A 26650-nucleotide genomic window follows, 5' to 3' on the forward strand; every position below is an offset into this window, starting at 1 on the left:
TGCCAGCAACCCGACACGGCCATCGCTTTGCGCCACCAGCGTTTGCAGGCGCTTGCGCGCCGCCTCGGCAAAGGGCTCGGCGGGCCGGCCTTTTTTGCCCGTCTCCGGGGCATTGAGGCCGATCATGCGCACGCTGCGGCCATCCTTGAGACGCAGGGTGTCGCCATCGGTCACCCGCTCCACCGTGGCGTAGGCCACAGCCCCTGGCGCCGGGCACAGCGGCGCGGCCGAAACACTGGCCAGCCAAATCGCAGGCACAAAAAAGGCGCCCGCAAGGGACGCCTTTTTCAATAACCTGGCCAGACCCAAAAGCCTGCCCATGGTCATGCGCCTTACTCGGCGGCTTTTTTCGTAGCGCCGAAAGCACCGAAACGAGTTTTGAAGCGATCAACACGACCGCCAACGTCCAGAGTTTTCTGCTTACCGGTGTAGAACGGGTGGCACTCGTTGCATACGTCGGTGCCCAGTGGCTTGCACAGGTTCGAACGAGTTTCGAACTTGTTGCCGCAGCTGCAAGTTACCAGGATTGTTTCGTACGCTGGATGGATATCGGCTTTCATGGGGTATTCCTCTAGCGTGCCGCCACTCAACACCATTGTTGAATACCGCACGTAAAATTAGGGCGCCGATAATACCAGACCTTTGCATTGACGCAAGCGGCAAAGCATGATCCGCCTGCAAGTTTCACAGTTCATTGACCTGCCTTTTAGTCCCGCGCGGCGTTGTCTGCTAGGCTCCGGGCCATCTTTGCCGTTCATCACTTGAGAGCTCCGCGTGCCCGACGCCATTTTGCGCCTTGCCCTGCCTTCCCCCTTGCGCCGCCTGTTTGATTACCGGGCGCCTGCTGGCGTGCTGCGCAGTCAATTACAGCCCGGCATGCGCCTGCGGGTACCGTTCGGACGACGGGAGATGATTGGCATACTGGTCGAGGTGGTCGACCACAGCGAAGTACCAGCCGAAAAGCTCAAGCCCGCCATCGCACTGCTCGACGCCACGCCGCCGCTGCCCGCCTCTTTATTCAAGCTGTGCCTGTGGACGTCGCAGTACTACCAGCACAGCCTGGGCGACACCCTGAGCTGGGCGTTGCCAGTATTGCTGCGCCAGGGTGAGCTGGCCGAAACGCGCCAGGAACGATTCTGGCAGATTGCCCCGGGCGCCCGGCTTGACGACCCCCGTGTTGCCCGCGCTCCACGCCAGCGTGAAGCACTGGCCACCCTCGCCCAACACCCCCACGGCGTGGCGCATCAACTGTTAAGCAAGTTGATGCTGAGCAAGGACAGCCTCGACCTGCTGCTGGCCAAGGAGCTGGTCACTGTCGAGATTCGCCGCCATGCACCCAGTGAGCGCCATGAACATTGGCTGGCTCAGCCCGAGTTGCCGCTCAACGACGAGCAACGCGCTGCCTACGAAGCGATTCGCGCAGGTTTCGACCACTTCCATGCCTTCCTGCTGGCCGGGGTCACTGGCAGCGGCAAGACCGAAGTGTATTTGCAATTGATCCGTGAAACCCTCCAGGCCGGCAAGCAGGCGCTGGTGCTGATCCCGGAAATCAACCTGGGTCCGCAAACCCTGGCCCGCTTCGAACAACGCTTCAATGCCCGTATTGCGCTGGTGCATTCTGCGGTCAATGACCGCGAGCGCCTGGAAAGCTGGCTGGCAGCCCGTGATGGCGAAGCCGACATTATTATTGGCACGCGTTCAGCGCTGTTCACCCCGATGAAAAACCCGGGGCTGATCATTATCGACGAAGAGCACGACGGCTCTTATAAACAGCAGGAAGGTTTGCGCTACCACGCCCGCGACCTGGCACTGGTGCGTGCCCGGCAGGAAAACATCCCCATCGTACTCGGCTCCGCAACGCCATCACTGGAAAGCCTGCACAACGCCTACACCGGCCGTTACGGCTTGCTGCGCCTGAACGAGCGTGCTGGCGGGGCCAAACAGCCTCGTTTTCTGCGCCTGGATGTGAAAAGCCGCCCCCTGGACAGCGGCATTTCCGGGCCGATGCAACAGGCCATCGGCCAGACCCTCGCTGCGGGCCAGCAAGTACTGGTGTTTTTGAACCGTCGAGGCTTCGCGCCGACATTGCTGTGCCATGACTGTGGCTGGATGTCTGAATGCCAGCGCTGCGATGCGCGCATGACCGTTCATCAGCGCTCTGGCGAGCTACGCTGCCATCACTGCGGCTACGTCGAGCGCGTTCCGCGCAACTGCCCGCAATGCGGCAAAGTCGACCTGCGGCCAGTAGGTGCCGGGACTGAGCGCGCCGAAGAGCGGCTGGGGATTCTGTTCCCCGACTACCCGGTACTGCGGGTAGATCGAGACAGCACCTCGCGCAAGGACGCGATGAACCAACTGTTTGCCACGATCCAGAAGGGCCAGCCGTGCATACTGATCGGCACACAAATGCTCGCCAAAGGCCATCACTTCCCCCGGGTGACGCTGGTATCGATCCTGGATGCCGATGGCGGCCTGTTCTCCGGCGACTTCCGCGCCAGCGAGCGCATGGCCCAGCTGATCGTTCAGGTCGCGGGCCGGGCCGGCCGGGCTGAAGAGCCGGGCAAGGTGATTATCCAGACCCATCTGGCCGACCACCCGCTGCTGATCCAACTGACCGAGCAGGGTTACTTCGCCTTCGCCGAACAGGCCCTGAGCGAACGCCGGGCGGCAGGGCTGCCGCCTTTCGCCCATCTGGCGCTGCTGCGCGCAGAAGCCCACAAACCGGGACAAGCCGAAGGTTTTCTGGATGAAGCCTGCAGCGAGGCTGAACGCCTGCTGGGTGAGCTGAACCTGGGGGGTATCGAGTTGCTCGGCCCCGTGCCTGCGCCAATGGAGCGCAGGGCCGGACGCTATCGTGCTCAACTACTATTACAGGCCAATGCCCGTGCACCGCTGCATCGTTTACTGAGCCAATGGCTGCTGGTCCTTGAGCAAATGCCCAGCGGTCGTCAGGTGCGCTGGTCGCTGGACGTAGACCCGGTAGACCTTTATTGAGTCACCTCATGACCACCGTGGGAGCGGGCTTGCTCGCGATGCAGACGACGCGGTACAACTTGAAAACCGCAGCGATGCCATCGCGAGCAAGCTCGCGCCCACCGTTTTGAAGTAATAACCGAACACCGCAGATCCATAACCCGCCTGCTAAGGTTGGCAAGGCCGACCTTGCAACGGATAATACCCAGTTTTTCCACCTGCGCACTGAAGCGCTACCGCGCTTGCGGTCGAAAGAGAAGACCATGAAAGACACCATTCGCCAGCTTATTCAACAAGCCCTAGCTCAACTCGTCACAGAAGGTGTGTTGCCTGAAGGCCTGACGCCAGCGATTCAGGTGGAAAACGCCCGTGACAAAACCCACGGCGACTTCGCCAGCAACATCGCCATGATGCTGGCCAAGCCTGCGGGTATGAAACCCCGTGATCTGGCTGAAAAAATCATCGCGGCACTGCCCGCCGATGAGCAGATCAGCAAAACCGAAATCGCCGGCCCTGGCTTCCTGAATTTCTTCCAGAACACCCAGGCCCTGGCTTCGCGCCTCGACGCGGCCCTGGCTGACGAGAAAATCGGTGTACGCAAGGCCACCCCGGCCATGCGTACCGTGATCGACATGTCCGCGCCCAACCTGGCCAAAGAGATGCATGTGGGCCACTTGCGCTCCACCATCATTGGCGATGGCGTGGCCCGTGTACTGGAATTCCTCGGCGACGAGGTGATTCGCCAAAACCACGTAGGCGACTGGGGCACCCAGTTCGGCATGCTGATGGCCTATCTGGAAGAAAACCCGATCACCAGCGACGAGCTGTCCGATCTGGAAAACTTCTACCGCGCCGCGAAAAAACGCTTTGACGAGTCCCCGGAGTTCGCCGACCGTGCCCGTAGCCTGGTGGTCAAGCTGCAAGCCGGTGACCCGGACTGCCTGGCACTGTGGACCAAGTTCAAAGACATCTCACTGTCGCACTGCCAGAAAATCTACGAGCAGTTGAACGTTAAACTGACCATGGCTGACGTAATGGGCGAAAGCGCCTACAACGACGACCTGATCAACGTGGTCAACGACCTCAAGGCCAAGGGCATGCTGGTCGAGAGCAACGGCGCCCAGTGCGTGTTCCTCGATGAGTTCAAGAATGCCGAAGGCGAACCGCTGCCCGTCATCATCGTCAAAGCTGACGGCGGCTATCTATACGCCACCACTGACTTGGCAGCCATCCGCTATCGCAGCGGCGTATTGAAAGCCGATCGCGCCCTGTACTTCGTCGATCAGCGCCAGGCCCTGCACTTCCAGCAGGTGTTTGCGGTTGCGCGCAAGGCCGGTTTCATCACCCATCCGATGGAAATGGAACACATGGGCTTCGGCACCATGAACGGCGCCGATGGCCGTCCATTCAAGACCCGTGATGGCGGTACGGTTAAACTCATTGACCTGCTCAACGAAGCCAAAGAACGTGCCTACACGTTGGTTAAAGAGAAAAACCCGGAGTTGCCTGAAGACGAACTGCGTGCCATCGCCAAAGTTGTCGGCATTGGCGCGGTGAAATACGCCGACCTGTCCAAGCACCGCACCAGCGACTACAGCTTCAACTTCGACTTGATGCTGAACTTTGAAGGCAATACCGCACCTTACCTGCTGTACGCCTACACCCGCGTTGCGGGCGTGTTCCGTAAACTGGGCAAGGGCTTTGAAGAAGTGCAGGGCCAGATCGTGCTTGAAGCCCCGCAAGAACAGGAACTGGCTGCCAAGCTGGCGCAGTTCGGCGAGGTGCTGAACAACGTGGCCGAAAAAGGCACGCCTCATACCCTCTGTACTTACCTGTACGAAGTGGCCGGCCTGTTCTCCAGCTTTTACGAGAACTGCCCGATCCTGAGCGCCGAAGACGAAGCACAGAAACAGAGCCGCTTGCGTCTGGCGGCACTGGCAGGCCGTACCCTCAAGCAAGGCCTGGAACTGCTGGGTCTGGAAACCCTGGAGCGCATGTAAGTTGGCCGCCAAGAAGAAACCAGTACCCAAGCGTGGTGCCAGCCGGTATCAGGCGCCCGCCAAAAAGCCGATCCCGGGCTGGCTATGGATGGCCATCGGCCTGACCGTGGGCGCCTTTATCGTGTTTCTGATGAAGCTCGAACCCGGCCAGGGTGATGACGTCAAACGGGTCAAGCAGGAGCAGCAGAAAGCCACGAAAGTGGCCGAAGCCAACAAGACCGCGCCGAGCCCGACTCAGCCGGCCAAGCCCAAGTACGACTTCTATACCTTGCTGCCCGAGTCTGAAGTGCTCGTGCCGCCAGAAGCCGTGCCCGAGAAGACCCTGCCTACACCACAAACCGCGCCGCTGGCACCGGTAACACCGGCTGAAGCAGCCAAAATCGACACCGCCCGCGCCCAGGCAGCCTTGAGCGGAATCACTCCGCCTCCAGCGCCACCTGTCGTCAAGGCGGCACCGGTTACCAAGTTCTTCCTGCAAGCGGGCTCGTTCCGCAAACAGGCCGATGCCGAAAAAGTACGCGCGCAAATCATCCTGCTGGGCCAGACCGCTACGGTTGAAGCCGGCACGGTGAAAGACGAAACCTGGTACCGGGTGCTGGTTGGCCCGTTCAGCAATCGCGACCAGTTGACGGTGGCCCAAAAGCAATTGGCGGGCGGCGGTTTCAACAACCTGTTGTTGCAACAGCGCCGCTGACAGCAGCCGCTCCCACGGGATTACGCTACACCCTGTGGGAGCGGGCTTGCTCGCGATGGCATCACCGCGATCAGCCTGACACTGCGGGTCGTCTGCATTTCGAGCAAGCCCGCTCCCACAACATCTTCGCCAAATCCTGCCTCCCCGTTCATCCCCATTCCCTCCCCGCTGTTGAAAAATCCGCGACAACCCCCATATGTATTTCCATCAGGCATTTTCGCCCCGCTGCGTGGAGACTCTCCCTTGACCACCATCGTTTCAGTACGCCGCCACGGCAAAGTCGTCATGGCTGGCGACGGCCAGGTTTCTCTTGGCAATACCGTGATGAAAGGCAACGCGAAAAAAGTCCGTCGCCTCTATCACGGCCAGGTCATCGCCGGTTTCGCCGGTGCCACCGCTGATGCATTCACCCTGTTCGAACGCTTTGAAGGCCAGCTTGAAAAGCACCAGGGCCATCTGGTTCGCGCCGCTGTCGAGTTGGCCAAAGAATGGCGTACCGACCGCTCTCTGAGCCGCCTGGAAGCCATGCTGGCCGTAGCCAACAAGGACGCATCCTTGATCATCACCGGCAACGGTGACGTGGTTGAGCCTGAAGACGGCTTGATCGCAATGGGTTCGGGCGGTGCATTCGCCCAGGCAGCGGCCCGTGCCCTGCTGATGAAGACCGAACTGTCGGCCCGCGAAATCGCTGAAACAGCACTCGGTATTGCTGGCGATATCTGCGTATTCACCAACCACAACATCACTATTGAGGAGCAGGACCTCGCTGAATAAGTCACCTGCCGGGCCGCTTCAACGGCCCGTTTGTGAACCTTGATTCTGCTAGAGGAACGCCAATTATTATGTCCATGACTCCCCGCGAAATTGTCCACGAACTCAATCGCCACATCATCGGCCAGGACGACGCCAAGCGCGCCGTTGCCATCGCGCTGCGTAACCGCTGGCGCCGGATGCAACTGCCGGAAGAACTGCGCGTTGAAGTCACACCAAAAAACATCTTGATGATCGGCCCTACCGGCGTCGGTAAAACCGAGATCGCCCGTCGTCTGGCCAAATTGGCCAACGCACCGTTCATCAAGGTTGAAGCGACCAAGTTCACCGAAGTTGGCTATGTAGGCCGCGACGTCGAGTCGATCATCCGTGATCTGGCTGATGCTGCAATCAAGCTGCTGCGCGAACAGGAAATCGTAAAGGTTCGCCACCGTGCCGAAGACGCCGCCGAAGAGCGCATCCTCGACGCCCTGCTGCCTCCTGCCCGCACATTCGGCGAAGAAGCCGCCGTACCGCAGGATTCCAACACTCGCCAGCTGTTCCGCAAGCGTCTGCGTGAAGGCCAGCTGGACGACAAGGAAATCGAAATCGAAGTCGCCGATGCTGTTGGTGTGGACATCTCCGCGCCGCCTGGCATGGAAGAAATGACCAACCAGTTGCAAAGCCTGTTTGCCAACATGGGCAAAGGCAAGCGCAAGAGCCGCAAGCTGAAAGTCAAAGAAGCCCTGAAAATGGTGCGTGACGAAGAAGCCGGTCGCCTGGTTAATGACGAAGAACTCAAGGCCAAGGCCCTGGAGGCGGTCGAACAGCACGGTATCGTGTTTATCGATGAAATCGACAAAGTGGCCAAGCGCGGTAATGTCGGTGGCGCCGATGTGTCCCGCGAAGGCGTGCAGCGCGACCTGCTGCCGCTGATCGAAGGTTGCACCGTCAATACCAAACTGGGCATGGTCAAGACCGACCACATCCTGTTTATCGCTTCCGGTGCGTTCCACCTGAGCAAGCCAAGCGACCTGGTGCCCGAGCTGCAAGGCCGTCTGCCGATCCGCGTTGAACTCAAGGCGCTGTCGCCACAGGATTTCGAACGCATCCTCAGCGAGCCGCACGCTTCGTTGACCGAGCAATACCGCGAGCTGCTGAAAACCGAAGGCCTGAACATCGAGTTCATGCCTGAAGGCATCAAGCGTCTGGCCGAAATTGCCTGGCAGGTGAACGAGAAAACCGAGAACATCGGTGCCCGCCGCCTGCACACGCTGCTTGAACGTTTGCTCGAAGAGGTGTCCTTCAGCGCCGGTGATATCGCCAGTGCGCAGAATGAGGAGCCTATCCGCATCGACGCCGAATACGTCAACAGCCACCTGGGCGAACTGGCCGAGAACGAAGACCTCTCGCGCTACATCTTGTAAGCCCTTTGCACCTGTAGCCGCTCTCAGCGGCTACAGCGCTTGTGCAATGACCTAAGGTTATGACCATGATCCCCAGTGCCATCAACCTGCACAAAGCTTCTAAGACCCTCACCCTCAAATACCCGTCCGGCGAAGAGCACCACCTGCCGGCCGAGTTTCTGCGCGTGCACTCGCCGTCTGCCGAGGTCCAGGGCCACGGCAATCCGATTCTGCAATTTGGCAAGATCAATGTCGGCTTGAGCAAGATCGAACCCGCAGGCCAGTACGCGTTGAAACTGACCTTCGATGACGGTCACGACAGCGGGCTGTTTACCTGGGACTACCTCTACCAGCTTGGCGTGCGCCAGCAAGAGCTGTGGGCGGATTACTTGCAGGAACTGAAAAAAGCCGGCAAGTCCCGCGACCCTTCGGTGTCGGTGGTCAAATTGATGCTCTGAGCCGGCTGCAGCTTTTTTGTAGCCGCTGAGGCTGCGCCCGGCGGCGAAGCCGTCGTAGAACCATCCACTCCGGTTATTCAGATGCACTGCGTTTACCGGATTTACGACGGCTTCGCCGCCGGGCGCAGCCTCGCGCGGCTCGTCAGCGGCTACAAAGTGGAAGTCGTTCCCTTGGCATCAACCGCTGGCGCTTTAGGCGCTACTGGTTTCTTGGCCGCAGGTTTTTTGGCGGCCGGTTTGGCGGCTGCTGGCTTGCTCGCGGCCGCAGGAGCTTTAACAGCAGCGGGCTTGGCTGCAGGTTTGGCTGCAGGTTTGGCCGCAGGCTTGGCAGCCGCTTTGGCAACCGCAGGTTTTGCCGCAGCCTTGGCCGGTGCCGCCTTGCTCGCAACCGGCGCCTTGCTGGCCGCAACTTTGGCAGCCGCCGCAGTCAGCTTCTCGATATGCTTGGTCAGGGTCTCGACCTTGGCATGCAACGCCTTGACCTCATCACGGCTGGGGACACCCAAGCGGGTAATGGCGCTATTAAGGCGCTTGTCGAAAGCCTCTTCGAACTCGCCCCACTTTTCCAGGGCCAGATCCTTGACATCTTCAACCCGCGAGCGCGCGGACGATGTCGACGATTTAACGCCCTCGGCCACTTTGTGCCCGGCATCCTTGGCCAGTTTTTCGGCCTTTTCGCCATCCTTGACCAGGGTGTCGAAGAGCTTGCTGCCATCGGTATCAATTTTCGAGTACACACCCAAACCAGCCAGCCAGATTTTTCGTGAGTACTCTTCCACCTTGCCTACCCAGGTGTTGCTGTCTTTAGCAGTCGGTTTTTTCGCAGCCATCGTGTTCCCCTCAATGTCATGTCGCGACGCCGGAGAGCAGGATCGTCGAATCATCAAGATGAACAAAGGTGCTCACCTGCATCAGGTTTAGACGTTAAACCGCCTTGTATCAAGGGCGCGGCCGCTATTAGACCGGCAACACGACTACGCCAGCGCCTTATCCAGCGAGCGTTCGATTTCCGACTGGATCATGCCGCTCATCGCCGACATCAACAGGCCCAGTTCCACATCGACCTTGACGTTGTTGTCGCTGATTAGCAGGGTGCCATTCACTCCCGAGCGCTTCAGTTTTACCGTGTCGCCCGCCCAGGTAGGGGTCAGGCCATACTGGCTGGCCAGTTTCTCGACCAAAGGACGGGCTTTTTCCCGTGCGGCCTCAAGGCCCAGACTGTGGGTACGTTCAACGCTGATACGCGCCATGGCGTGGCTCCTGATAAATAAAGCCGCCACTATACATTCACCCTCGCCAAGACAAAGCCGGCCACCGGGATTAGAATGGCCAGCATTCTCTTTTGGTGACAGCGATATGACTGATCAGCGCAAAGGCAGCGATGCCGAACCCACCACTCACTTCGGCTTCAAAAACGTACCGGAAAGCCAGAAGGCCGAGAAAGTCGCCGAGGTTTTCCACTCTGTAGCCGGCAAATATGACCTGATGAACGACGTTCTGTCAGGCGGCATGCACCGTCTGTGGAAGCGTTTTACCATCGAGCTGTCCGGCGTACGCCCGGGCAACAAGGTGCTGGACATCGCTGGCGGTACCGGCGATCTGGCCCGCAAGTTCTCCCATCTGGTTGGCCCTACCGGCCAGGTCGTGCTGGCTGATATCAACGCGTCCATGCTTAAAGTCGGCCGTGACCGCCTGCTGGACAAGGGCGTAGCCGGCAATATCGAGTTCGTTCAGGCCGACGCTGAAAAGCTGCCGTTCCCGGACAACTATTTCGATTGCGTGACCATCGCTTTCGGCCTGCGCAACGTGACCCACAAGGAAGACGCCCTGCGCTCCATGCTGCGCGTGCTGAAGCCGGGCGGCCGCCTGTTGGTACTGGAGTTCTCCAAGCCGACCAACGCGCTGATGTCCAAGGTCTACGACACCTACTCGTTCGCTTTCATGCCGATGGTGGGCAAGCTGATCCTCAACGACCCGGAAAGCTATCGCTACCTGGCAGAATCGATCCGCATGCACCCGGACCAGGAAACCCTGAAGTCGATGATGGTCGAGGCCGGTTTTGACCGCGTGACCTATCACAACATGACCTCAGGTATCGTCGCCCTGCATCGCGGCATCAAGCCCTGATGTTGCTGCGCGGCCTTCTCGCCAGCGTCGAACACGGCGTCAACCGCGTATTGCGGCTGGACAGCACGGCCCTGGCGCGTTTGCGCCCCTTGACCGGCAAGTTGATTGCCGTCGATTGCGCCAGCCCTTCGCTGCACCTGTTTATTCTGCCCAGCGAAGAAGGCCTGATGCTGGCGAGCCAATGGGCAGCCGAGCCTGACTGCACCCTGCGCGCGCCTGCCTCCAGCCTGTTGCGCCTTGCTCTGAGCAAGGACAAGAGCGCCATCCTGCACAGCCCTGAAGTCGAACTCGAAGGCGACAGCGCTGTGTTGATGGAATTGGCGGCGGTGCTGCAAGACCTGGAACTGGATTGGGAGTATGAACTTTCGAACTGGATCGGGCCTGTGGCAACGGCATTGATCGGTGGCCATGTACGCAGCCGCGCCAACTGGTATCAACAAGGTTTCGCCAGCATCAACCAGAACCTGGCCGAATACCTGAGCGAAGAAGCCCGCACTTTGGTCGGAGAACGTGAGGCGCAAGCGCGCTTTGACGAGCTGGACCAACTCAAACTCGACCTGGATCGCCTTGAGGCGCGCTTCGAGCGCCTTTGCCGATCCCTCAATTCCAGCGATAACGCATGAAGCTGCTTGCCATACGCCGTTTGTTCCGCATCCAGCGCGTCGTCATTCGCTACCGGCTCGATGACCTGCTGTTCGCCCTGCCCTTGCCGTGGTGGATGTTGTCCCTGCGCTATGCACTGCCGTGGCGCTGGTTCCCGCGCAAAAAACTGGAGCTGAGCCGCGGTGCCGCCCTGCGCCTGGCGTTGCAGGATCTGGGGCCGATTTTCATCAAGTTCGGCCAGATCCTTTCGACCCGCCGCGACCTGCTGCCCGCCGATATCGCCGATGAGCTGATGCTGCTGCAAGACCGCGTACCGCCGTTTGACCCGCAGTTGGCAGTCAAGCTGATCGAAGAACAGCTCGGTGCCCGGATCAGTGAAGTGTTCAGCCGTTTTGATATCGAACCACTGGCCTCGGCCTCGGTGGCCCAGGTTCACTCGGCCAAACTCAAGACCGGCGAAGAAGTGGTGGTCAAGGTTGTACGCCCGGGCCTCAAGCCGATCATCGGCTCCGACCTGGCCTGGCTGTTTATCCTCGCCCGCACTGCCGAGCGTTTGAGCGCAGACGCCCGCCTGCTGCATCCGGTGGATGTGGTCAGTGACTACGAAAAAACCATTTACGACGAACTCGATCTGTTGCGTGAAGCAGCCAATGCCAGCCAGCTCAAGCGCAACTTCGAAGGCTCGCCGCTGATGTATGTGCCGCAAGTCTACTGGGACTGGTGCCGCCCGAAAGTGTTGGTGATGGAGCGCATCTACGGGATCCAGGTCACCGACCTTGCGGCCCTGGCCGATCAGCGCACCGACATGAAAATGCTGGCCGAGCGTGGCGTGGAGATTTTCTTCACCCAGGTGTTCCGCGACAGCTTCTTTCACGCCGACATGCACCCCGGCAACATTTTTGTCAGCACCGTGAACCCGTGGGCCCCGCAATACATCGCCATCGACTGCGGCATTGTCGGCAGCCTGACCCCCGAGGACCAGGACTATCTGGCGCGCAACCTGTTCGCCTTTTTCAAGCGCGATTACCGGCGCGTGGCGCAGTTGCACATCGATTCAGGCTGGGTACCGGCGCACACCAAGCTCAACGAGTTTGAAGCGGCGATCCGCACCGTCTGTGAGCCTATCTTCGAAAAGCCGCTGAAGGAGATTTCCTTTGGCCAGGTGCTTATGCGCCTGTTCCAAACTGCGCGACGCTTCAATATGGAAGTCCAGCCACAGTTGGTGCTGCTGCAAAAAACCCTGCTCAATATCGAAGGCCTGGGCCGCCAGCTGTACCCCGACCTGGATTTGTGGAGTACCGCCCAGCCGTTCCTTGAGCGCTGGATGCGTGAGCGCGTCAGCCCCAAGACCCTGCTGCGCAACCTGCACAGCCAGGTCGAGCAGATCCCGCATCTGGCCGGCATGACCCGCGACTTGCTCGAACGCATGTCGCAGCCCCATGCCCATAACAAACAATTGGTCGTGCGCGAACCCCGTGACAGCTGGTTCCTGCGCCTGATCGGTGCCGGGCATCTGGCCGCTGGCGCATTACTGGCCAGTATTGGCCCGCTACACACTGCAGGCTATTGGCCTGCCGGCATAATGCTGGCCGTGGGCTTGTATCTGATCGTGCGCCGATAGCCAGCCCCGGTCGAGGCTGGCAAACTGTTAATTCACCAGGCCTCAGCCACAGGGCTGAGGCAGGTTGTCGGAGTCGAACATGAAAGACTGGCTGGACGAGATCAAATGGGACAACGACGGCCTGGTGCCGGCGATTGCCCAGGACCACAAAACCGGGCGCGTACTGATGATGGCCTGGATGAACCGCGAGGCACTGAGCCTGACGGCAACCGAGAACCGTGCCATCTACTGGTCACGTTCCCGTGGCAAGCTGTGGCGCAAGGGCGAAGAGTCCGGCCATGTGCAAAAGCTGCATGAAATGCGCCTGGACTGCGACGCCGACGTGATCATCCTGATGGTCGAACAAATCGGTGATATCGCCTGCCATACCGGCCGTCAGAGCTGCTTCTACCGCGTGTACGAAAACGCCGAGTGGAAGATCGTCGACCCGGTACTTAAAGATCCGAACGCCATTTACCAAGCAGGGCACTCCCATGACTGACACTCTGAGCCGCGTAGCCCAAGTGCTCGAAGCGCGCAAAGGCGCAACCCCGGACAGCTCCTATGTGGCCAGTCTGTACCACAAGGGCCTGAACAAGATTCTGGAAAAGGTCGGCGAAGAGTCGATCGAGACCATCATCGCCGCCAAGGACGCTGCCATCAGCGGTGATTGCAGCGATGTCATCTACGAAACAGCCGATCTGTGGTTCCATAGCATGATCATGCTGGCCCAGCTGGGGCAGCACCCTCAGGCCGTACTGGATGAACTGGAGCGTCGTATCGGCACCTCCGGCCATGTGGAAAAAGCCTCGCGGCCGTCCACCTAACCCTTATTTGCAAAGGAACAGATCATGGGCATTTTTGACTGGAAACACTGGATCGTCATTCTGGTAGTCGTAGTCCTTGTCTTCGGCACCAAAAAACTGAAAAACCTGGGCACGGATGTCGGCGAATCGATCAAGGGCTTTCGCAAGGCCATGAACGACGACGAAAAGCCTGCCGAGCCCGTGGTTCCACCTGCGCAGCCAACCGCCGCGCCGCAGCCGCACACCACTTCGACCCTGAACGAGCCGCACACCATCGACGTGCAGGCGCAAAAAGTCGAAGAGCCGACCCGCAAAGACGTGTGAGCCAAAACTAATGTTCGGTATCAGCTTCAGTGAACTGCTGCTCGTCGGCCTGGTGGCCCTGCTGGTGCTCGGCCCCGAGCGCTTGCCGGGTGCTGCACGCACGGCGGGCCTGTGGATCGGGCGCCTGAAACGCAGCTTTAATGCGATCAAACAGGAAGTTGAACGGGAAATCGGCGCGGACGAAATACGTCGGCAGCTGCACAACGAACATATCCTGTCGATGGAAGAGGAAGCCAAGAAAATTCTGGCTCCGCTGCAGGACGCTGTGAAGCCGTTAACGCCCACCGAGCCACCTGTCAGTACCGCTCCCGTCGCACACCCAGAGTCTGCGAGCGCTGCGCCCGTGACCCTGAGCAAAACCGCGTCCGCCCCTGCGCCGCAACCGGCAGCGCCACACGACCCCACCCTGCCACCGCGAGCCCCTTAAGCGCATGAGCGATAAGCCTGAACACGACCAGCCAATGCCGCTGGTTTCGCACCTGACCGAGTTGCGTACCCGCCTGTTGCGCTGCATCGCGGCGATTTTCATCATTTTTGCCGGGCTGTTTGCCTTTACCCAGCAGATCTACACCCTGGTCTCCACGCCGCTGCGTGAATACCTGCCGGTGGGTGCAACGATGATCGCCACCGACGTGGCCTCGCCGTTCCTGACCCCGCTCAAGCTGACCATGATGGTCTCGCTGTTTATCGCCATTCCGGTGATCCTGCATCAGATCTGGGGGTTTATTGCACCGGGCCTGTACAAGCATGAAAAACGCATCGCCGTGCCCCTGCTGGTGTCGAGCATTTTCCTGTTTTACGCCGGCATGGCCTTTGCCTACTTCCTGGTATTCCCGCTGGTGTTCAAGTTCTTCGCCGCTGCCACCCCGGAAGGGGTTGCGATGATGACCGATATCAGCAGCTACCTTGATTTCGTCATGACCCTGTTCTTTGCTTTTGGCGTGGCCTTTGAAATCCCCGTAGCCGTAGTGCTGCTGGTGTGGATCGGCATCGTCGATGTGCAATACCTGCGCAAGATCCGCCCCTACGTGATTATCGGCTGCTTCGTGGTCGGCATGATCCTGACCCCGCCCGACATTTTCTCGCAAACCTTGCTGGCGATCCCGATGTGGATGCTGTTTGAAATCGGCATCCTGTTTGGCAGCCTGGTCAGCAAAAACAAGCGTGGCGATGACGCAGACGAGCAACCGGCCGATAACGACGCCCAACCGCCAGCACCACAAGCGTGAACCTGCTGCTCCTCGAAGAGGCTGATTTCATTGCCGCCGACCGCGTGATCCTGCGTGACCGGCGCCTGACGCATATGCAGGAAGTTCACCGTGCTGCAGTGGGCGACAGCCTGCGCGTGGGGCGCATTGGCGGGCTGATGGGCAGCGCCGAACTGGTGCGTCTGGAGGCCAAAGAGGCTGAGCTGGTTATCCACAGCCTGGACCTGCCGCCACCCGCCAAACTGCCACTGACCCTGCTGCTGGCGCTGCCGCGCCCGAAAATGCTGCGCCGGGTGCTGCAAACCGTAGCCTCGATGGGTGTGCCCAAGATCATTCTGGTCAACAGCTACCGGGTTGAAAAAAGCTTCTGGCAGACACCGTTTCTGGAGCCCGAAGCCATCCGTGAACAGTTGATCCTGGGGCTGGAGCAGTCCCGTGACAGCGTGTTGCCCGAGGTCATCATCGAAAAACGCTTCAAGCCGTTTGTCGAAGACCGCCTGCCGGCGCTGGTGGAAGGCACCCTGGGCCTGGTGGGCCACCCGGGGGATTACCCGGCCTGCCCGCGCGGGCTGGATGAGGCCGTAACCCTGGCCATCGGCCCTGAGGGTGGCTGGATCCCCTACGAGATCGACTTGCTGGCCAAGGCGGGCTTGCAGCCAGTGCAACTGGGCGCACGCATCCTGCGGGTCGAAACCGCCGTCACGGCGCTGCTCGCCCGCCTGTTCTAGACCGCTCTGCAGGGCGCTGCGGGCGCATTCCAGCCCCGCAGCAGCCCCTGACATTTGTGTAGCCTCTTTTCCTCCTTAAGATTTGCTCGCTCGAGCCGATGCAGTAGCACTTCAATATCACTCAAGAAGCCATGGACGGCTGTTATCGATGCCAATCGATCAAAAAAAGGAACTCGTCCATGAACCATTGGTTGACTGCCACACTAGGCAATATCAGTGTCAATCGTAAGCTCGGCCTGGGCTTCGGCCTTGTGTTGTTGCTGACCCTGCTCATCACCATCACCGGCTGGAAGGGGCTGACCAGCGTGATTGAGCGGGGCGACAAGCTGGCCAATATTTCCCAGGTCATCGCCCTGATCAAGGATTTGCGCATTGCCCGCGTCACCTACGACAAGAACAACGGTGAAAACGGCCCGGGCGAGGTCAATGACCTGCTCAACAAGATCGGTAACCAGCTGGTCGCCGCCAACAAGCTGATGGTCCAGGCCAATGACCTGAGCATGAGCAAGGACGAAATCAGGGCCGTCGAGCAGTACAAGAGCATCTTCGCCACTATCGATGAGGCGACCCGGGCACGCGAAGTCAGCAGGGCCAAGCTCGGTGCAACATCCGTCGCCGCCCTCAGCCAGATTGCCGGGATCGAAAAGGACGTGCTCCAGAGTGAAAACCTGGCCGAGTTCAACAGCGTCAACCAGGTCAACCGGTCGCTGTTGCAGGCCCGCTTCGAGGTGCGCGGCTACACCCACACCGGCGACATCGATGCCGCGGTGCCTGCCGTGGAAGCCATCGATCAAGCGCTGGCAGAACTGGCCAGCCTCAGTAAGCGACTGCCCGCTACCTATGCCCCTCAATTCGAGCAGGCCATCGCTTCGCTGAAGAACTACCGCGCTGCCTTTATCGACTTTCGCGATTCCCAAGTGAATAGCGACAAGCAATTATCACAACTGCAAGTACTGGGCGATGCACTGGTCGACCTGAGCAACAAACTGTCCCTGTCACAACTTGACCAACGGGATATCGATACCCGACACGCCAAAACCGCGCTGCTGGTCTGCGCATCATTGGCACTGGTGCTGGGCATTATCGCGGCCTGGATCATCACCTGGCAGATCGTTACGCCCTTGCGCGACACGCTCAATATTGTCCGGGCCGTGGCAGCCGGTGACCTCAGCCAGAGCCGCCCGACAACCCGCCGTGACGAACCCGGCCAGCTGCAACAGGCCATTGAAGTCATGCGCGGGGGCTTGCACGAACTGATCTGCGGGATCGGCGAAGGCGTTAGCCAAATTGCCAGCGCAGCGGAGCAGCTGTCTGCCGTTACCGGGCAAACCAGCGCAGGGGTCAACAGCCAGCGCATCGAAACCGATCAGGTCGCCACTGCCATGAATGAAATGGCCGCCACCGTGCATGAAGTCGCGCGCAATGCCCAGGAAGCGTCCAAAGCCGCGATCACCGCCGACCTGCAAGCTCAGGAGGGTGACACCGTGGTGGCCCAGGCCGTTGAGCAGATTGGCCGCCTGGTGGCGGAAGTGCAGCTATCCACTGATGCAATGGCACATCTGAAGCACGAAAGTGACAAGATCGGTAGCGTACTGGATGTCATCAAGGCTGTTTCGCAACAAACCAACTTGCTGGCCCTCAACGCCGCAATTGAAGCCGCCCGTGCCGGAGAGGCAGGTCGTGGTTTTGCCGTGGTGGCCGACGAGGTACGCAGCCTGGCGCAGCGCACGCAGAAGTCCACGGAAGAGATTGAAGTGCTGATCACGGGCCTGCAAAACGGTACGCAACAAGTATCCAGCAGCATGGACAGCAGCCGGTTGCTGACGGACAGCAGTGTAGAGTTGACCCGGCGGGCGGGTGAGTCTTTGAGCACCATTACCCGTACCGTATCGACCATTCAAGGTATGAATCAGCAGATTGCGGCCGCGGCCGAGCAACAAAGCGCGGTGGCCGAAGAGATCAACCGCAGTGTGGTGAATGTGCGCGACGTGTCAGAGCAAACTGCCACCGCCAGTAAGCAGACCGCCGCCTCCAGCATTGAACTCGCACGGCTAGGCACACAGCTGCAAACCCTGGTGGCCCGTTTCAAGGTCTGACCAGGAGCGGTGCGACTTTCGTCACACTAACGGCAACTGTCCTTCAGTTCCGGGCCACGACGCCGATGACCTGATACCCCTCCAAGGAGTATCACCATGTACCGTCAGCTGGCCCAACTGCTGGGCAATATCAGCGTCAACCGCAAACTCTGCCTGGGCTTCGGCCTGGTGCTGGTGCTGACCCTGCTGATTGCCGGCACGGGCTGGAACGGCCTGGTCTCGGTGATCGACCGGGGCGACAAGCTGGCCAACATTTCGAAAATCATCAGCCTGACCAAAGACCTGCGTATTGCCCGCCTCGAATATGAACGCCAGCCCGGGGAAAGCGCACTTGCCGGCGTTACCAACCAACTGAGCGAACTGGACAACGCACTGGCGTTGTCGCGCAAACAGCTGACCTCTCCCGACGACCTGGCCCTGGTTGAGCAGCAGCTCAACGCCGTGGCGGAGTACAAACGTGCCTTCGCCGACCTGATCCAGGGTACGCAGGCCAGTGATCAAGCCGTTGAACGCATGCACCAGCAGGGCAATGTCCTGATCGAGCAAAGCCAGAAGCTCTCGACCCTGCAGGCCACCAAACGCAACAACGAAAGCCGCCAGGCTACCAACCTGCTGATCGGCTGCACACTGCTGGCACTGGTACTGGGCATCATTGCTGCCTGGGTTATTACCCGCCAGATAGTCATACCGCTGCAACGCACCCTCAAAACCGTTGAGCGCATTGCAGCAGGCGACCTGACCCACGACCACCCGACCGACCGCCGCGACGAGCTGGGCCAGCTACAGCAAGCCATACAGCGCATGACTGCCGGCCTGCGGGAATTGATTGGCGGTATCAGCGACGGCATAACGCAAATCGCCAGTGCCGCCGAAGAACTCTCGGCGGTCACCGAGCAAACCAGCGCCGGGGTCAACAACCAGAAGGTCGAGACCGATCAGGTCGCTACCGCCATGCACGAAATGGCGGCAACCGTGCAGGAAGTGGCGCGTAATGCCGAAGAAGCTTCCGAGGCTGCGCTCGCGGCCGACCAGCAGGCGCGTGAAGGCGACACAGTGGTCGCGCAGGCCCTGGCCCAGATCGAGAAGCTGGCCATCGAAGTCGGCCACTCCACCGACGCCATGGGCCATCTCAAGCGCGAGAGCGACAAGATCGGCAGTGTGCTTGACGTGATCAAGTCCGTGGCCCAGCAAACCAACCTGCTGGCGCTCAACGCGGCGATTGAAGCGGCACGGACGGGTGAAGCCGGTCGCGGCTTTGCCGTGGTGGCCGATGAGGTACGCAGCCTGGCGCAGCGCACGCAAAAATCCACTGAGGAGATCGAAGAGCTGATTGCCGGGCTGCAAAGCGGCACCCAGCAGGTCTCCAGCAGCATGGACAGCAGCCGCGCCCTGACTGACAACAGCGTTGAGCTGACCCGTCGAGCAGGCGAATCACTGGGCAATATTACCCGCACGGTGTCTACGATTCAGGGCATGAACCAGCAGATTGCCGCAGCCGCCGAGCAGCAGAGCGCGGTGGCGGAGGAAATCAACCGCAGTGTATTGAATGTGCGTGATGTGTCTGAGCAAACCGCCGCCGCCAGCGAAGAGACAGCAGCCTCCAGCGTTGAACTGGCGCGCCTGGGTACGCATTTGCAGACATTGGTGGGGCGGTTCAAGGTTTAGAAACCTCTGCCCCTGTGGGAGCGGGCAAGCCCGCTCCCACAAAAGCAGGCAGGCCCTGCTCTTAAAGCACCTGACGCAAAAACGCCTGGGCGCGCAGGTCTTTGGGCGAGGTGAAGAAATCTTCCGGGGCGGAATCTTCCAGTAACTTGCCGTGGTCGAAGAACAGCACGCGGTTCGCCACTTCACGGGCAAAGCCCATTTCGTGGGTCACGCAGACCATGGTCATACCTTCGCGGGCCAGGGTCTTCATCACGTCCAGCACTTCGCCGACCATCTCCGGGTCGAGCGCCGAAGTCGGCTCGTCAAACAACATCACCTTGGGTTCCATCGCCAGCGCACGGGCAATTGCCACACGCTGTTGCTGGCCACCCGAGAGACGTGACGGGTACTCATTGGCTTTTTGCCCGATCCCGACCTTGTCCAGCAATGCCCGGGCCTTGGCTTCGCGCTCGGTCTTGCCGCGCTTGCGCACAACCTTCTGCGCCAGGCACAGGTTTTCCAGCACGGTCATATGCGGAAACAGGTTGAAATGCTGGAACACCATGCCGACTTCACGCCGGTAGGCGTTCACGTCGGTCTTGGGGTTGGCCAGATCCAGGCCGTCGATGCTGACGGAGCCCGAGTCGAAGTCTTCCAGGCCGTTGAGGCAGCGCAGGAAAGTCGACTTGCCGGAACCCGACGGGCCAATCACCACCAGCACTTCGCCCTGGGCGACGGTGGTGCTGACGTTGTCCACGGCGCGCACGATATGGCCGCGGGTGTCGAAGACTTTTACCAGTTCGCGAACTTCAATCACTTTGCGCGAGCCTCCGCTCAAGCCGGCTGGCGAAATGCGACAGCGGCAGGTTGATCAACAGGTACAGGCCCGCTACGCAGAACAGGATTTCGAACGGCGAAAACGAGGTAGTGATGACTTCCCGACCGCTTTTGAGCAGTTCGGTAATGGCAATCACCGACACCAGCGAAGTGTCCTTGACCAGGCTGATAAATTGCCCGGCCAATGGCGGCAGCACCCGCTTGAACGCCTGCGGCAACACCACATAGCGCATCGACTGGCTGCCGTTGAGGCCCAGCGAGCGGGCCGCTTCGTTTTGCCCGCGAGCAATGGACTGCACGCCCGAGCGGATGATTTCAGCCACATACGCACCGGTGAACAGCGACAGCGCGGCAATACCGGCAAATTCGCGGGACAGGTTGAGTACGGTGCCGATAAAGAAGTAGAAGATAAAAATCTGCACCAGCAACGGCGTGCCACGGACCAGTTCGACGTACAGTGTCGAGAGGTCGCGCAGGGTCGGGTTGTTCGATAGCCGGCACAGGCCCGTAACCAGCCCGATAATCAAGCCCAGTACGCCAGACACCAGCGACAGCCAGACGGTCGTCCACAGGCCCCACAGCAGCGGCCCCGCAGCCCAGTGGCGGTTGACGCCGATCACATCGCCTTCGTCGACTTCGTCACCTTCGGCCAGTTGCAGGCTATTGCCGGCAACGCTCACCCGTTGTTCATTGCCATCATCACCGCGCAGCAGCACTTCGGCAGTGTCGCCCTTGCGTACCAGTTCGATGATGGTCGAGTGCTCAGCAGCCCGCTGGGCTTCTTCGGCCTGATAAGCGAAATACTGGGGGACGCGGTTCCAGCGCCATTCGTAAGACATCAGCGAGGTGGCGTAATACAAAGCCCCCGCCAGGCCGATGAGCACCAGCACGGTCAATACGTGCCAGGGCCACTGGGCTTTTTTTTGTTTGATCACTTTCAGGTTCCACGTCTTGTATCGCTAGGGAGGCCGTCATCGCGGGCAAGCCCGCGATGATTCAATCAGCCTTATTCCATGTCCTTGAGCCAGGCGGTGTCTTTGAACCACTTGTCATGGATGCGATCGTAAGTGCCGTCTTCGTGGATCTGGTGCAGGAAGTTGTTGATGAAGTTGATGCTGTCGTAGTCACCCTTCTTCAGACCGAAGGCCAGTGGCTCGTAGGTGAATGGCTGGTCAAGGAACACCAGTTTGCCGTTACCGAACTTGTTGACGGCTACAACGTTGTAAGGCGCGTCGTATACAAAGGCATCAGCCTTACCGTTAACCACGTCCAGCACACCTTCAGGCTCGTTGTCGTAGCCGTGGTACTGGGCTTTGGACATCAGCTTGCGGGCGATCATTTCGCCGGTGGTGCCGATTTTCGAGGTCAGGCGGTATTGCGGGTCGTTGAGGTCTTTGTAGGACTTGATCTTGTCAGCCAGTTCCTTGCGTACCAGCAGGGTTTGGCCCACAACAATGAAGGGTTCGCTGAAGTTCAGGCGCAAGTTGCGTTCCTGGGTCAGGGTCATGCCGCTGCCGATCATGTCGAACTTGTTGGTCATCAGGGCCGGGATGATGCCGTCGTAACCGGTAGACACCAGCTCCAGCTTGACACCCATGGACTTGGCCATCGCTTTGAGCAGGTCAACTTCGAAGCCAATGATCTGGCCACGCTTGTTGGTCATTTCAAAGGGCATGTAGGTAGGGTCCATGCCCACCTTTAAGGTGCCACGCTTGACCGCATCATCAATTGCGCCTGCATGGGCTGCGCTGATCGCCAGCAGTGCAGTGACACCGCACAGCAGTTTCGAGACAAACTTCTTCATCATCAACTCCCCCTCACCTACTCAATTAAGGTGTTGGCCTGCGGCTGGCTTGAAGCAAAAAGCCAATAAAGCCGGGCGCTCACCCATTCGAAAACGGATGCTAACTCACTGAGGGTTGTGAGACGAGTTTTGAAACAGAAAAGGCCAATGGCCGGGGGATACAGTCACTGTGGGAGCGGGCTTGCTCGCGATACAAGCGACGCGGTGCAACAGGTATTACGAGGTGATGCAATCGCGAGCAAGCCCGCTCCCACTTAAAGCGGAAACGGGTTGCTCACGAAGGATCAAGCTGCAGGCTGCAACGGCAACAGCGGTGCGTGAGGGTCGGCAGCAACCGACTCACGCCAGGCGTTCAGCCAGCCTTCGTGCCCCTCGCTCCACACCAGCGCATGCAGGCGTGCAAGGGCAACCGGGTCGCTCAACAACTGCATGCGCTCGTTGTTGGTAACGCCCTCTGGACCGACTTTGAGTGCATGACGCACACGCTCGGTACGCAACCACTCAATCGGCTCGGCTTCCCGGTGACGCGAGGTCGCCAAAGCACAGGCCAATGCGTTCTGCTGCGGATCAACCACGGCCCGGACAAAACCGTCATGCAGCGCATGGTAGCGATTTTCATGGGTGTATTCGGCGGTAGCCGACAACTCACGGGGCGGCGCATATTCCTCAGGAATCAGGAACAGGCTTTCGTCACGGGTCTTGAGGCCCAGTTTCACCCGACTGGAGATCACGGAAACCGGGATCGACAACATCAGTGAACCGACAATCGGTACCAGCCACCACAAAAAGCTCGGGTTCAACCACAGCACCAATGCAGCCCATGCAGCACCCAGCAGGGTTTGCGGGCCATGACGGCGTACGGCTTCGCTCCACGGCGTGGAGTCGTCGTCACGCTGTGGCGAGTTCCAGGTCGCCGCCCAGCCCAGAAACGCGGCCAGTACAAAGCGGGTGTGGAAGATCATGCGCACCGGTGCCAGCAGCACCGAGAAGAGCATCTCAAGCAGCATCGACAGCGTTACTTTGAACTTGCCACCGAACTCTTTGGCACCCTTGGCCCAGATCAGAATGATGCTCAGCAGCTTGGGCAGGAACAACAAGACGATGGTGGTGGAAAACAGCGCCACGGCTTTTTCCGGGTGCCACTGTGGCCACAACGGGTACAACTGCCGTGGTTCCAGGAAGTACTGTGGCTCCATCAGCGTGTTGACCGCCAGCAGGGCCGTCGACAACAGCAGGAAGAAGAACCACAACGGTGCCGACAGGTACGACATCACCCCGGTCAGAAACACCGCACGGTGCACCGGGTGCATACCCTTGACCAGAAACAGGCGGAAGTTCATCAGGTTACCGTGGCACCAGCGACGGTCACGCTTGAGTTCATCCAGCAGGTTAGGCGGCAACTCTTCATAGCTGCCCGGCAAGTCGTAGGCAATCCACACACCCCAACCGGCACGGCGCATCAACGCGGCTTCCACGAAGTCGTGGGACAGGATCGCGCCCGCAAAAGCGCCTTTACCCGGCAGCGGCGCCAGGGCGCAGTGCTCGATAAACGGCTTCATGCGGATAATTGCGTTGTGACCCCAGTAGTGGGATTCACCCAACTGCCAGAAGTGCAAGCCGGCGGTAAACAGCGGGCCGTACACACGGGTGGCGAACTGCTGCATGCGCGCATACAGCGTGTCCATGCCCGAGGCTCGTGGCGCGGTCTGGATGATACCGGCGTCCGGCGTAGCTTCCATCAGGCGTACCAGGCTGGTCAGGCACTCACCGCTCATCACGCTGTCTGCGTCGAGCACCACCATGTACTTGTAATCACCGCCCCAGCGACGGCAGAAGTCGTCGAGGTTGCCGCTTTTACGTTTTACACGGCGGCGGCGACGGCGGTAGAAGATCCGCCCGAAGCCTTCGGTTTCGCGGCATACATCCAGCCAGGCCTGTTGCTCGGCAACGCAGATATCGGGATCGTTGCTGTCACTGAGGACGAAGAAGTCGAAGCGGTCCAGGTCGCCGGTGGCGGCCACCGACTCGTAAGTCGCGCGCAAACCCGCGAATACACGGGTGACGTCTTCGTTGCAGATCGGCATCACCAGCGCGGTACGCGCTTGTTCCGGGATCGGTTCATTACCGGCGCTGGCGCCGGAAATACGGTATTTGTCGTGCCCGGTCAGCAGTTCCAGAAAGCCCATCAGGGCGGTCCAGAAACCCGCCGACACCCAACAGAACAGAATCCCGAACAGGATCAGGATGCTGGTTTGCAGGGCATAGGGCAGCACTTGCTGGGCCGTTTGCATCAACGGCTGGTGCAATACTTCTTCAAGGTCAACGAACGACCAGCCCTGGTACGGCATGATGCCTTTCATGTACCAGCCCGCAACGATGGTCTGGCCGAGCATCAACACCAGCAGGATGTAGCGGCGGATCGAACCCACCGTACGCCAGCGGGCCTTGGGCAGGACGCGTTCGTCGATTTCCGGCTTGGGCGGGTTGCTGCGTCCGGTCAGGCGCCGCCAGCCACGCACCAGGATATTGGTGCGCCATGGCTCTGGCACTACCTTGGTACGGCGAATCGGCGGCGTAGCCTTGAGCATGACCCGGCCGCTGGCGTCGAGGGCGAGCATTTCTGCTTCCTCAAGTTCAGCCGCCGAAGTCAGGTTCAGACGCGTGCCCACCGAAGCCTGAGCGGCCTCGGCGGCATCCACGTCGCTCTGCGCCGACAAGCGCGCATGCAACTCGGCGAACGAGGTGCAGTTCGCCAGTTCCGCGCGCTGCTCATCGCTCAGTGGTAAATGCGCCAGGTACTCGCTGAGCGAGGCCGGGTGGGGCTGAGCATTACTCATCGGCTGGCAACTGGTAGCTCCAGGTCTCGGTCAGCACTTTTTCAGTCTTGACCGGCTCCGGAGTGGCTGGGGTCGCTTCAGGCGCCTTGGCGTCCTTGGCTGCGTGGTCTTTCTTGTCCTGTGCCTTGGCCGCAGCTTTCTCGGCTTTGGTCTCAGGTGCCTTATCCGCTTTGGCGGCCGCAGCCGGCTCAACGTCCTGGACCAGCGCTGCACGCATTTCCGTGGCCTTGCTCGGGTCTTTGATTTTCAACCGCAGGGTCAAACGCCAGCCCTTGGTTTCAGGGTTGTAACGCACGTTGTTTTCAACCAGTTCGGCGTTGTCACCCACACTGACCTGGCTGCGCACAGCAGCATTTTCCGGCAGAGCCTTGAGGGACGGGCCTTCGAAGTCCACCAGATACGCCACACTGCCGTCTGGTTGGCGGATCAGGTTGGATTGCTTGACGTCACCGGTCGAACGCAGGGTCTGTTGTGCCCAGGCGCTGTCGGCCGGGTGCAGAGCTGCTTCATCCATGGTCCAGTGCAGGCGATAAGCGAAATCAAACGGCTTGAGCGGCTCCGGCAGGGTGTCCGGGCTCCAGAAAGCAACAATGTTGTCGTTGGTTTCATCAGCAGTCGGAATTTCTACCAGATCAACCGAGCCTTTGCCCCAGTCGCCCTGAGGTTCGATCCACGCACTTGGACGCTTATGGTAGTTGTCATCCAGGTCTTCGTAGTGGCTGAAATCACGGCCACGTTGCAGCAAGCCGAAACCACGCGGGTTTTCAACGGCGAAGTTGCTTACCGACAAGTGTTTCGGGTTGTTCAGCGGACGCCAGATCCACTCGCCGTTACCGGCGTGAATGGCCAGGCCCGACGAGTCGTGCAGTTCGCGACGGTAGTTGAGGACCTTGGACGGCTGGTTGGCGCCAAACAGGTACATGCTGGTCAGCGGAGCGATGCCCAGCTTGCCTACCTTGTCACGCAGGAACATTTGCGCCTTGACGTCCACTACCGTGTCCACGCCCGGGCGCAGGGTGAAGCGGTAAGCACCGGTAGCCCGTGGCGAGTCCAGCAGGGCGAAGATCACCAGATGCTTGTCGTTAGGCTTGGGTTTTTCGATCCAGAATTCGGTGAAGCGCGGGAACTCTTCGCCCGACGGCAATGCCGTGTCGATCGCCATACCACGGGCCGACAGACCATAGATCTGGCCCTTGCCCACAACGCGGAAGTAACTCGCGCCGAGCATGGTCATGATCTCGTCCTGTTTGTCCGCCTTGTTGATCGGATACAGCACGCGGAAACCCGCCCAACCGAGGTTTTCGGTGGCTTTAGGATCGAACTTGACGTCGCCGAAGTCGAAACGGCTCGGGTCGTACTTGATCTCTTCAACCGTGGTGGCGGTCACTTCGTTGATTTTCACCGGCGTGTCGAAATGCATGCCCTGGTGATAGAAGGACAGTTTGAACGGGGTTTTGTCACCCGCCCACTGGGCCTTGTCACGGTTGAACTGGATTTTCTGGTAGTCCGCGAACTTCATGTCGCGGAATTCCTTTGGCAAATTGCTGCGCGGCGCTTGGTACTTCTGCTCGGCGAGGGTTTTAGCCTCAGCCGCCACGTCATCCAGACTGAATGCCCACAGTTGACCCGCACCGAACAAGCAAAAGAGCGCAGAGCCCGTCACCAGTGCGTTACGCAACCGCTTGGCAGACATTTTTGGTGCATTTAATGGACTAACAATCACGAGCAAACCTCGCCGAAAACAGATGATGAAAC

The 26650-nt window shown here is 59.8% G+C and carries 26 protein-coding genes and 1 pseudogene; 18 read left to right on the top strand and 9 right to left on the bottom strand.

Annotated elements, in window-relative coordinates; all coding sequences use genetic code 11:
- Together GHO03_RS11765 and rpmE are read right to left on the bottom strand one after the other, a co-directional pair.
- Window positions 1-327 (bottom strand): thermonuclease family protein (locus tag GHO03_RS11765; RefSeq protein ID WP_178110307.1); only part of this gene is annotated, 327 nt, incomplete at its 3' end.
- A 5-nt stretch (window positions 328-332) separates the two neighbouring features.
- Complete coding sequence (gene rpmE / locus GHO03_RS11770; protein WP_016783180.1) at window positions 333-560, bottom strand: 50S ribosomal protein L31; 228 nt, start codon at window positions 558-560, stop codon at window positions 333-335.
- 214 nt (window positions 561-774) lie between these two features.
- Here rpmE and GHO03_RS11775 point away from each other — a divergent pair, with 214 nt between their 5' ends.
- The 6 genes from GHO03_RS11775 to GHO03_RS11800 all read left to right on the top strand — a co-directional run bounded on the left by GHO03_RS11775 (window position 775) and on the right by GHO03_RS11800 (window position 8281).
- On the top strand, window positions 775-2994 hold the full coding sequence (locus GHO03_RS11775; protein ID WP_095000843.1) for a primosomal protein N': 2220 nt from the start codon (window positions 775-777) through the stop codon (window positions 2992-2994).
- Between the two features lie 242 nt (window positions 2995-3236).
- Complete coding sequence (gene argS, locus GHO03_RS11780; RefSeq protein WP_095017730.1) at window positions 3237-4973, top strand: arginine--tRNA ligase; 1737 nt, start codon at window positions 3237-3239, stop codon at window positions 4971-4973.
- A gap of 1 nt (window position 4974) precedes the next feature.
- Entirely contained in the window at window positions 4975-5667 is a 693-nt protein-coding gene (locus GHO03_RS11785) for an SPOR domain-containing protein (RefSeq protein ID WP_095000840.1), read from the top strand.
- A 243-nt stretch (window positions 5668-5910) separates the two neighbouring features.
- Window positions 5911-6441: an ATP-dependent protease subunit HslV gene (gene hslV / locus GHO03_RS11790; RefSeq protein ID WP_016783176.1), complete on the top strand. Its 531-nt coding sequence runs from the start codon at window positions 5911-5913 to the stop codon at window positions 6439-6441.
- Window positions 6442-6509: 68 nt separating this feature from the next.
- Window positions 6510-7844, top strand: coding sequence for an ATP-dependent protease ATPase subunit HslU (hslU, locus tag GHO03_RS11795; RefSeq protein ID WP_083369675.1), 1335 nt, complete (start codon window positions 6510-6512; stop codon window positions 7842-7844).
- Window positions 7845-7909: 65 nt separating this feature from the next.
- Entirely contained in the window at window positions 7910-8281 is a 372-nt protein-coding gene (locus tag GHO03_RS11800) for a gamma-butyrobetaine hydroxylase-like domain-containing protein (protein WP_169916155.1), read from the top strand.
- Between the two features lie 149 nt (window positions 8282-8430).
- On the opposite strand, the gene GHO03_RS11805 is transcribed toward GHO03_RS11800, so the two are convergent.
- Both GHO03_RS11805 and GHO03_RS11810 read right to left on the bottom strand, forming a co-directional pair.
- Window positions 8431-9111: a phasin family protein gene (locus GHO03_RS11805; RefSeq protein WP_153399858.1), complete on the bottom strand. Its 681-nt coding sequence runs from the start codon at window positions 9109-9111 to the stop codon at window positions 8431-8433.
- Between the two features lie 144 nt (window positions 9112-9255).
- The gene (locus tag GHO03_RS11810; RefSeq protein ID WP_095000837.1) at window positions 9256-9531 is read right to left on the bottom strand and encodes a polyhydroxyalkanoic acid system family protein; all 276 of its coding nucleotides are present in this window, start codon (window positions 9529-9531) and stop codon (window positions 9256-9258) included.
- A 106-nt stretch (window positions 9532-9637) separates the two neighbouring features.
- Between GHO03_RS11810 and ubiE the strand changes: the two genes are divergently transcribed.
- The 12 genes and pseudogenes from ubiE to GHO03_RS11865 all read left to right on the top strand — a co-directional run bounded on the left by ubiE (window position 9638) and on the right by GHO03_RS11865 (window position 19438).
- A complete protein-coding gene (ubiE, locus tag GHO03_RS11815) occupies window positions 9638-10408 on the top strand; it encodes a bifunctional demethylmenaquinone methyltransferase/2-methoxy-6-polyprenyl-1,4-benzoquinol methylase UbiE (RefSeq protein WP_095000836.1) in 771 nt (256 codons plus the stop codon).
- Window positions 10408-11031, top strand: coding sequence for an SCP2 domain-containing protein (locus GHO03_RS11820; RefSeq protein ID WP_095000835.1), 624 nt, complete (start codon window positions 10408-10410; stop codon window positions 11029-11031). The genes ubiE and GHO03_RS11820 overlap by 1 nt, the downstream gene beginning before the upstream one ends.
- Window positions 11028-12632 (top strand): ubiquinone biosynthesis regulatory protein kinase UbiB, encoded by a 1605-nt coding sequence (ubiB, locus tag GHO03_RS11825; RefSeq protein WP_095000834.1) that lies wholly within the window; start codon window positions 11028-11030, stop codon window positions 12630-12632. The genes GHO03_RS11820 and ubiB overlap by 4 nt, the downstream gene beginning before the upstream one ends.
- Window positions 12633-12711: 79 nt before the next feature.
- Window positions 12712-13113: a phosphoribosyl-AMP cyclohydrolase gene (gene hisI / locus GHO03_RS11830; protein WP_095023783.1), complete on the top strand. Its 402-nt coding sequence runs from the start codon at window positions 12712-12714 to the stop codon at window positions 13111-13113.
- Window positions 13106-13438 (top strand): phosphoribosyl-ATP diphosphatase, encoded by a 333-nt coding sequence (locus GHO03_RS11835; protein WP_095000832.1) that lies wholly within the window; start codon window positions 13106-13108, stop codon window positions 13436-13438. Before hisI ends, GHO03_RS11835 begins: the two co-directional genes overlap by 8 nt.
- Before the next feature lie 24 nt (window positions 13439-13462).
- Complete coding sequence (locus GHO03_RS11840; RefSeq protein WP_019825245.1) at window positions 13463-13741, top strand: twin-arginine translocase TatA/TatE family subunit; 279 nt, start codon at window positions 13463-13465, stop codon at window positions 13739-13741.
- Window positions 13742-13751: 10 nt separating this feature from the next.
- Window positions 13752-14168, top strand: coding sequence for a Sec-independent protein translocase protein TatB (tatB, locus tag GHO03_RS11845; RefSeq protein WP_095000831.1), 417 nt, complete (start codon window positions 13752-13754; stop codon window positions 14166-14168).
- 4 nt (window positions 14169-14172) lie between these two features.
- The gene (tatC, locus tag GHO03_RS11850; protein WP_095000830.1) at window positions 14173-14970 is read left to right on the top strand and encodes a twin-arginine translocase subunit TatC; all 798 of its coding nucleotides are present in this window, start codon (window positions 14173-14175) and stop codon (window positions 14968-14970) included.
- Complete coding sequence (locus tag GHO03_RS11855) at window positions 14967-15677, top strand: 16S rRNA (uracil(1498)-N(3))-methyltransferase (protein ID WP_095000829.1); 711 nt, start codon at window positions 14967-14969, stop codon at window positions 15675-15677. Before tatC ends, GHO03_RS11855 begins: the two co-directional genes overlap by 4 nt.
- A 179-nt stretch (window positions 15678-15856) precedes the next feature.
- A pseudogene (locus GHO03_RS25835) lies at window positions 15857-16918 on the top strand (methyl-accepting chemotaxis protein); the annotation flags it as partial.
- Window positions 16919-17059: 141 nt separating this feature from the next.
- Window positions 17060-17773, top strand: coding sequence for a methyl-accepting chemotaxis protein (locus tag GHO03_RS25840; protein WP_371926149.1), 714 nt, complete (start codon window positions 17060-17062; stop codon window positions 17771-17773).
- 96 nt (window positions 17774-17869) lie between these two features.
- The gene (locus GHO03_RS11865) at window positions 17870-19438 is read left to right on the top strand and encodes a methyl-accepting chemotaxis protein (RefSeq protein WP_153399860.1); all 1569 of its coding nucleotides are present in this window, start codon (window positions 17870-17872) and stop codon (window positions 19436-19438) included.
- Between the two features lie 61 nt (window positions 19439-19499).
- Here the strand turns inward: GHO03_RS11865 and GHO03_RS11870 are convergent, their stop codons facing one another.
- From GHO03_RS11870 to GHO03_RS11890, 5 genes are all read right to left on the bottom strand, one after another.
- Window positions 19500-20234, bottom strand: coding sequence for an amino acid ABC transporter ATP-binding protein (locus tag GHO03_RS11870; RefSeq protein WP_095000826.1), 735 nt, complete (start codon window positions 20232-20234; stop codon window positions 19500-19502).
- A complete protein-coding gene (locus GHO03_RS11875; protein WP_370688616.1) occupies window positions 20227-21186 on the bottom strand; it encodes an amino acid ABC transporter permease in 960 nt (319 codons plus the stop codon). The genes GHO03_RS11870 and GHO03_RS11875 overlap by 8 nt, the downstream gene beginning before the upstream one ends.
- Before the next feature lie 74 nt (window positions 21187-21260).
- Window positions 21261-22058, bottom strand: a complete 798-nt coding sequence (locus GHO03_RS11880) for a transporter substrate-binding domain-containing protein (RefSeq protein ID WP_016783160.1) — start codon at window positions 22056-22058, stop codon at window positions 21261-21263.
- Window positions 22059-22342: 284 nt separating this feature from the next.
- Window positions 22343-24895 carry a glucans biosynthesis glucosyltransferase MdoH gene (gene mdoH / locus GHO03_RS11885; RefSeq protein ID WP_095017735.1) on the bottom strand — a complete coding sequence of 851 codons (2553 nt, stop codon included), beginning with the start codon at window positions 24893-24895 and terminating at the stop codon, window positions 22343-22345.
- Window positions 24888-26618 carry a glucan biosynthesis protein G gene (locus GHO03_RS11890; RefSeq protein ID WP_095001089.1) on the bottom strand — a complete coding sequence of 577 codons (1731 nt, stop codon included), beginning with the start codon at window positions 26616-26618 and terminating at the stop codon, window positions 24888-24890. Before GHO03_RS11890 ends, mdoH begins: the two co-directional genes overlap by 8 nt.
- Window positions 26619-26650: the final 32 nt, after the last annotated feature.

The organism is Pseudomonas sp. FSL R10-1339, assembly GCF_009600545.1.
In the GTDB taxonomy this organism is placed as follows: domain Bacteria; phylum Pseudomonadota; class Gammaproteobacteria; order Pseudomonadales; family Pseudomonadaceae; genus Aquipseudomonas; species Aquipseudomonas bubulae.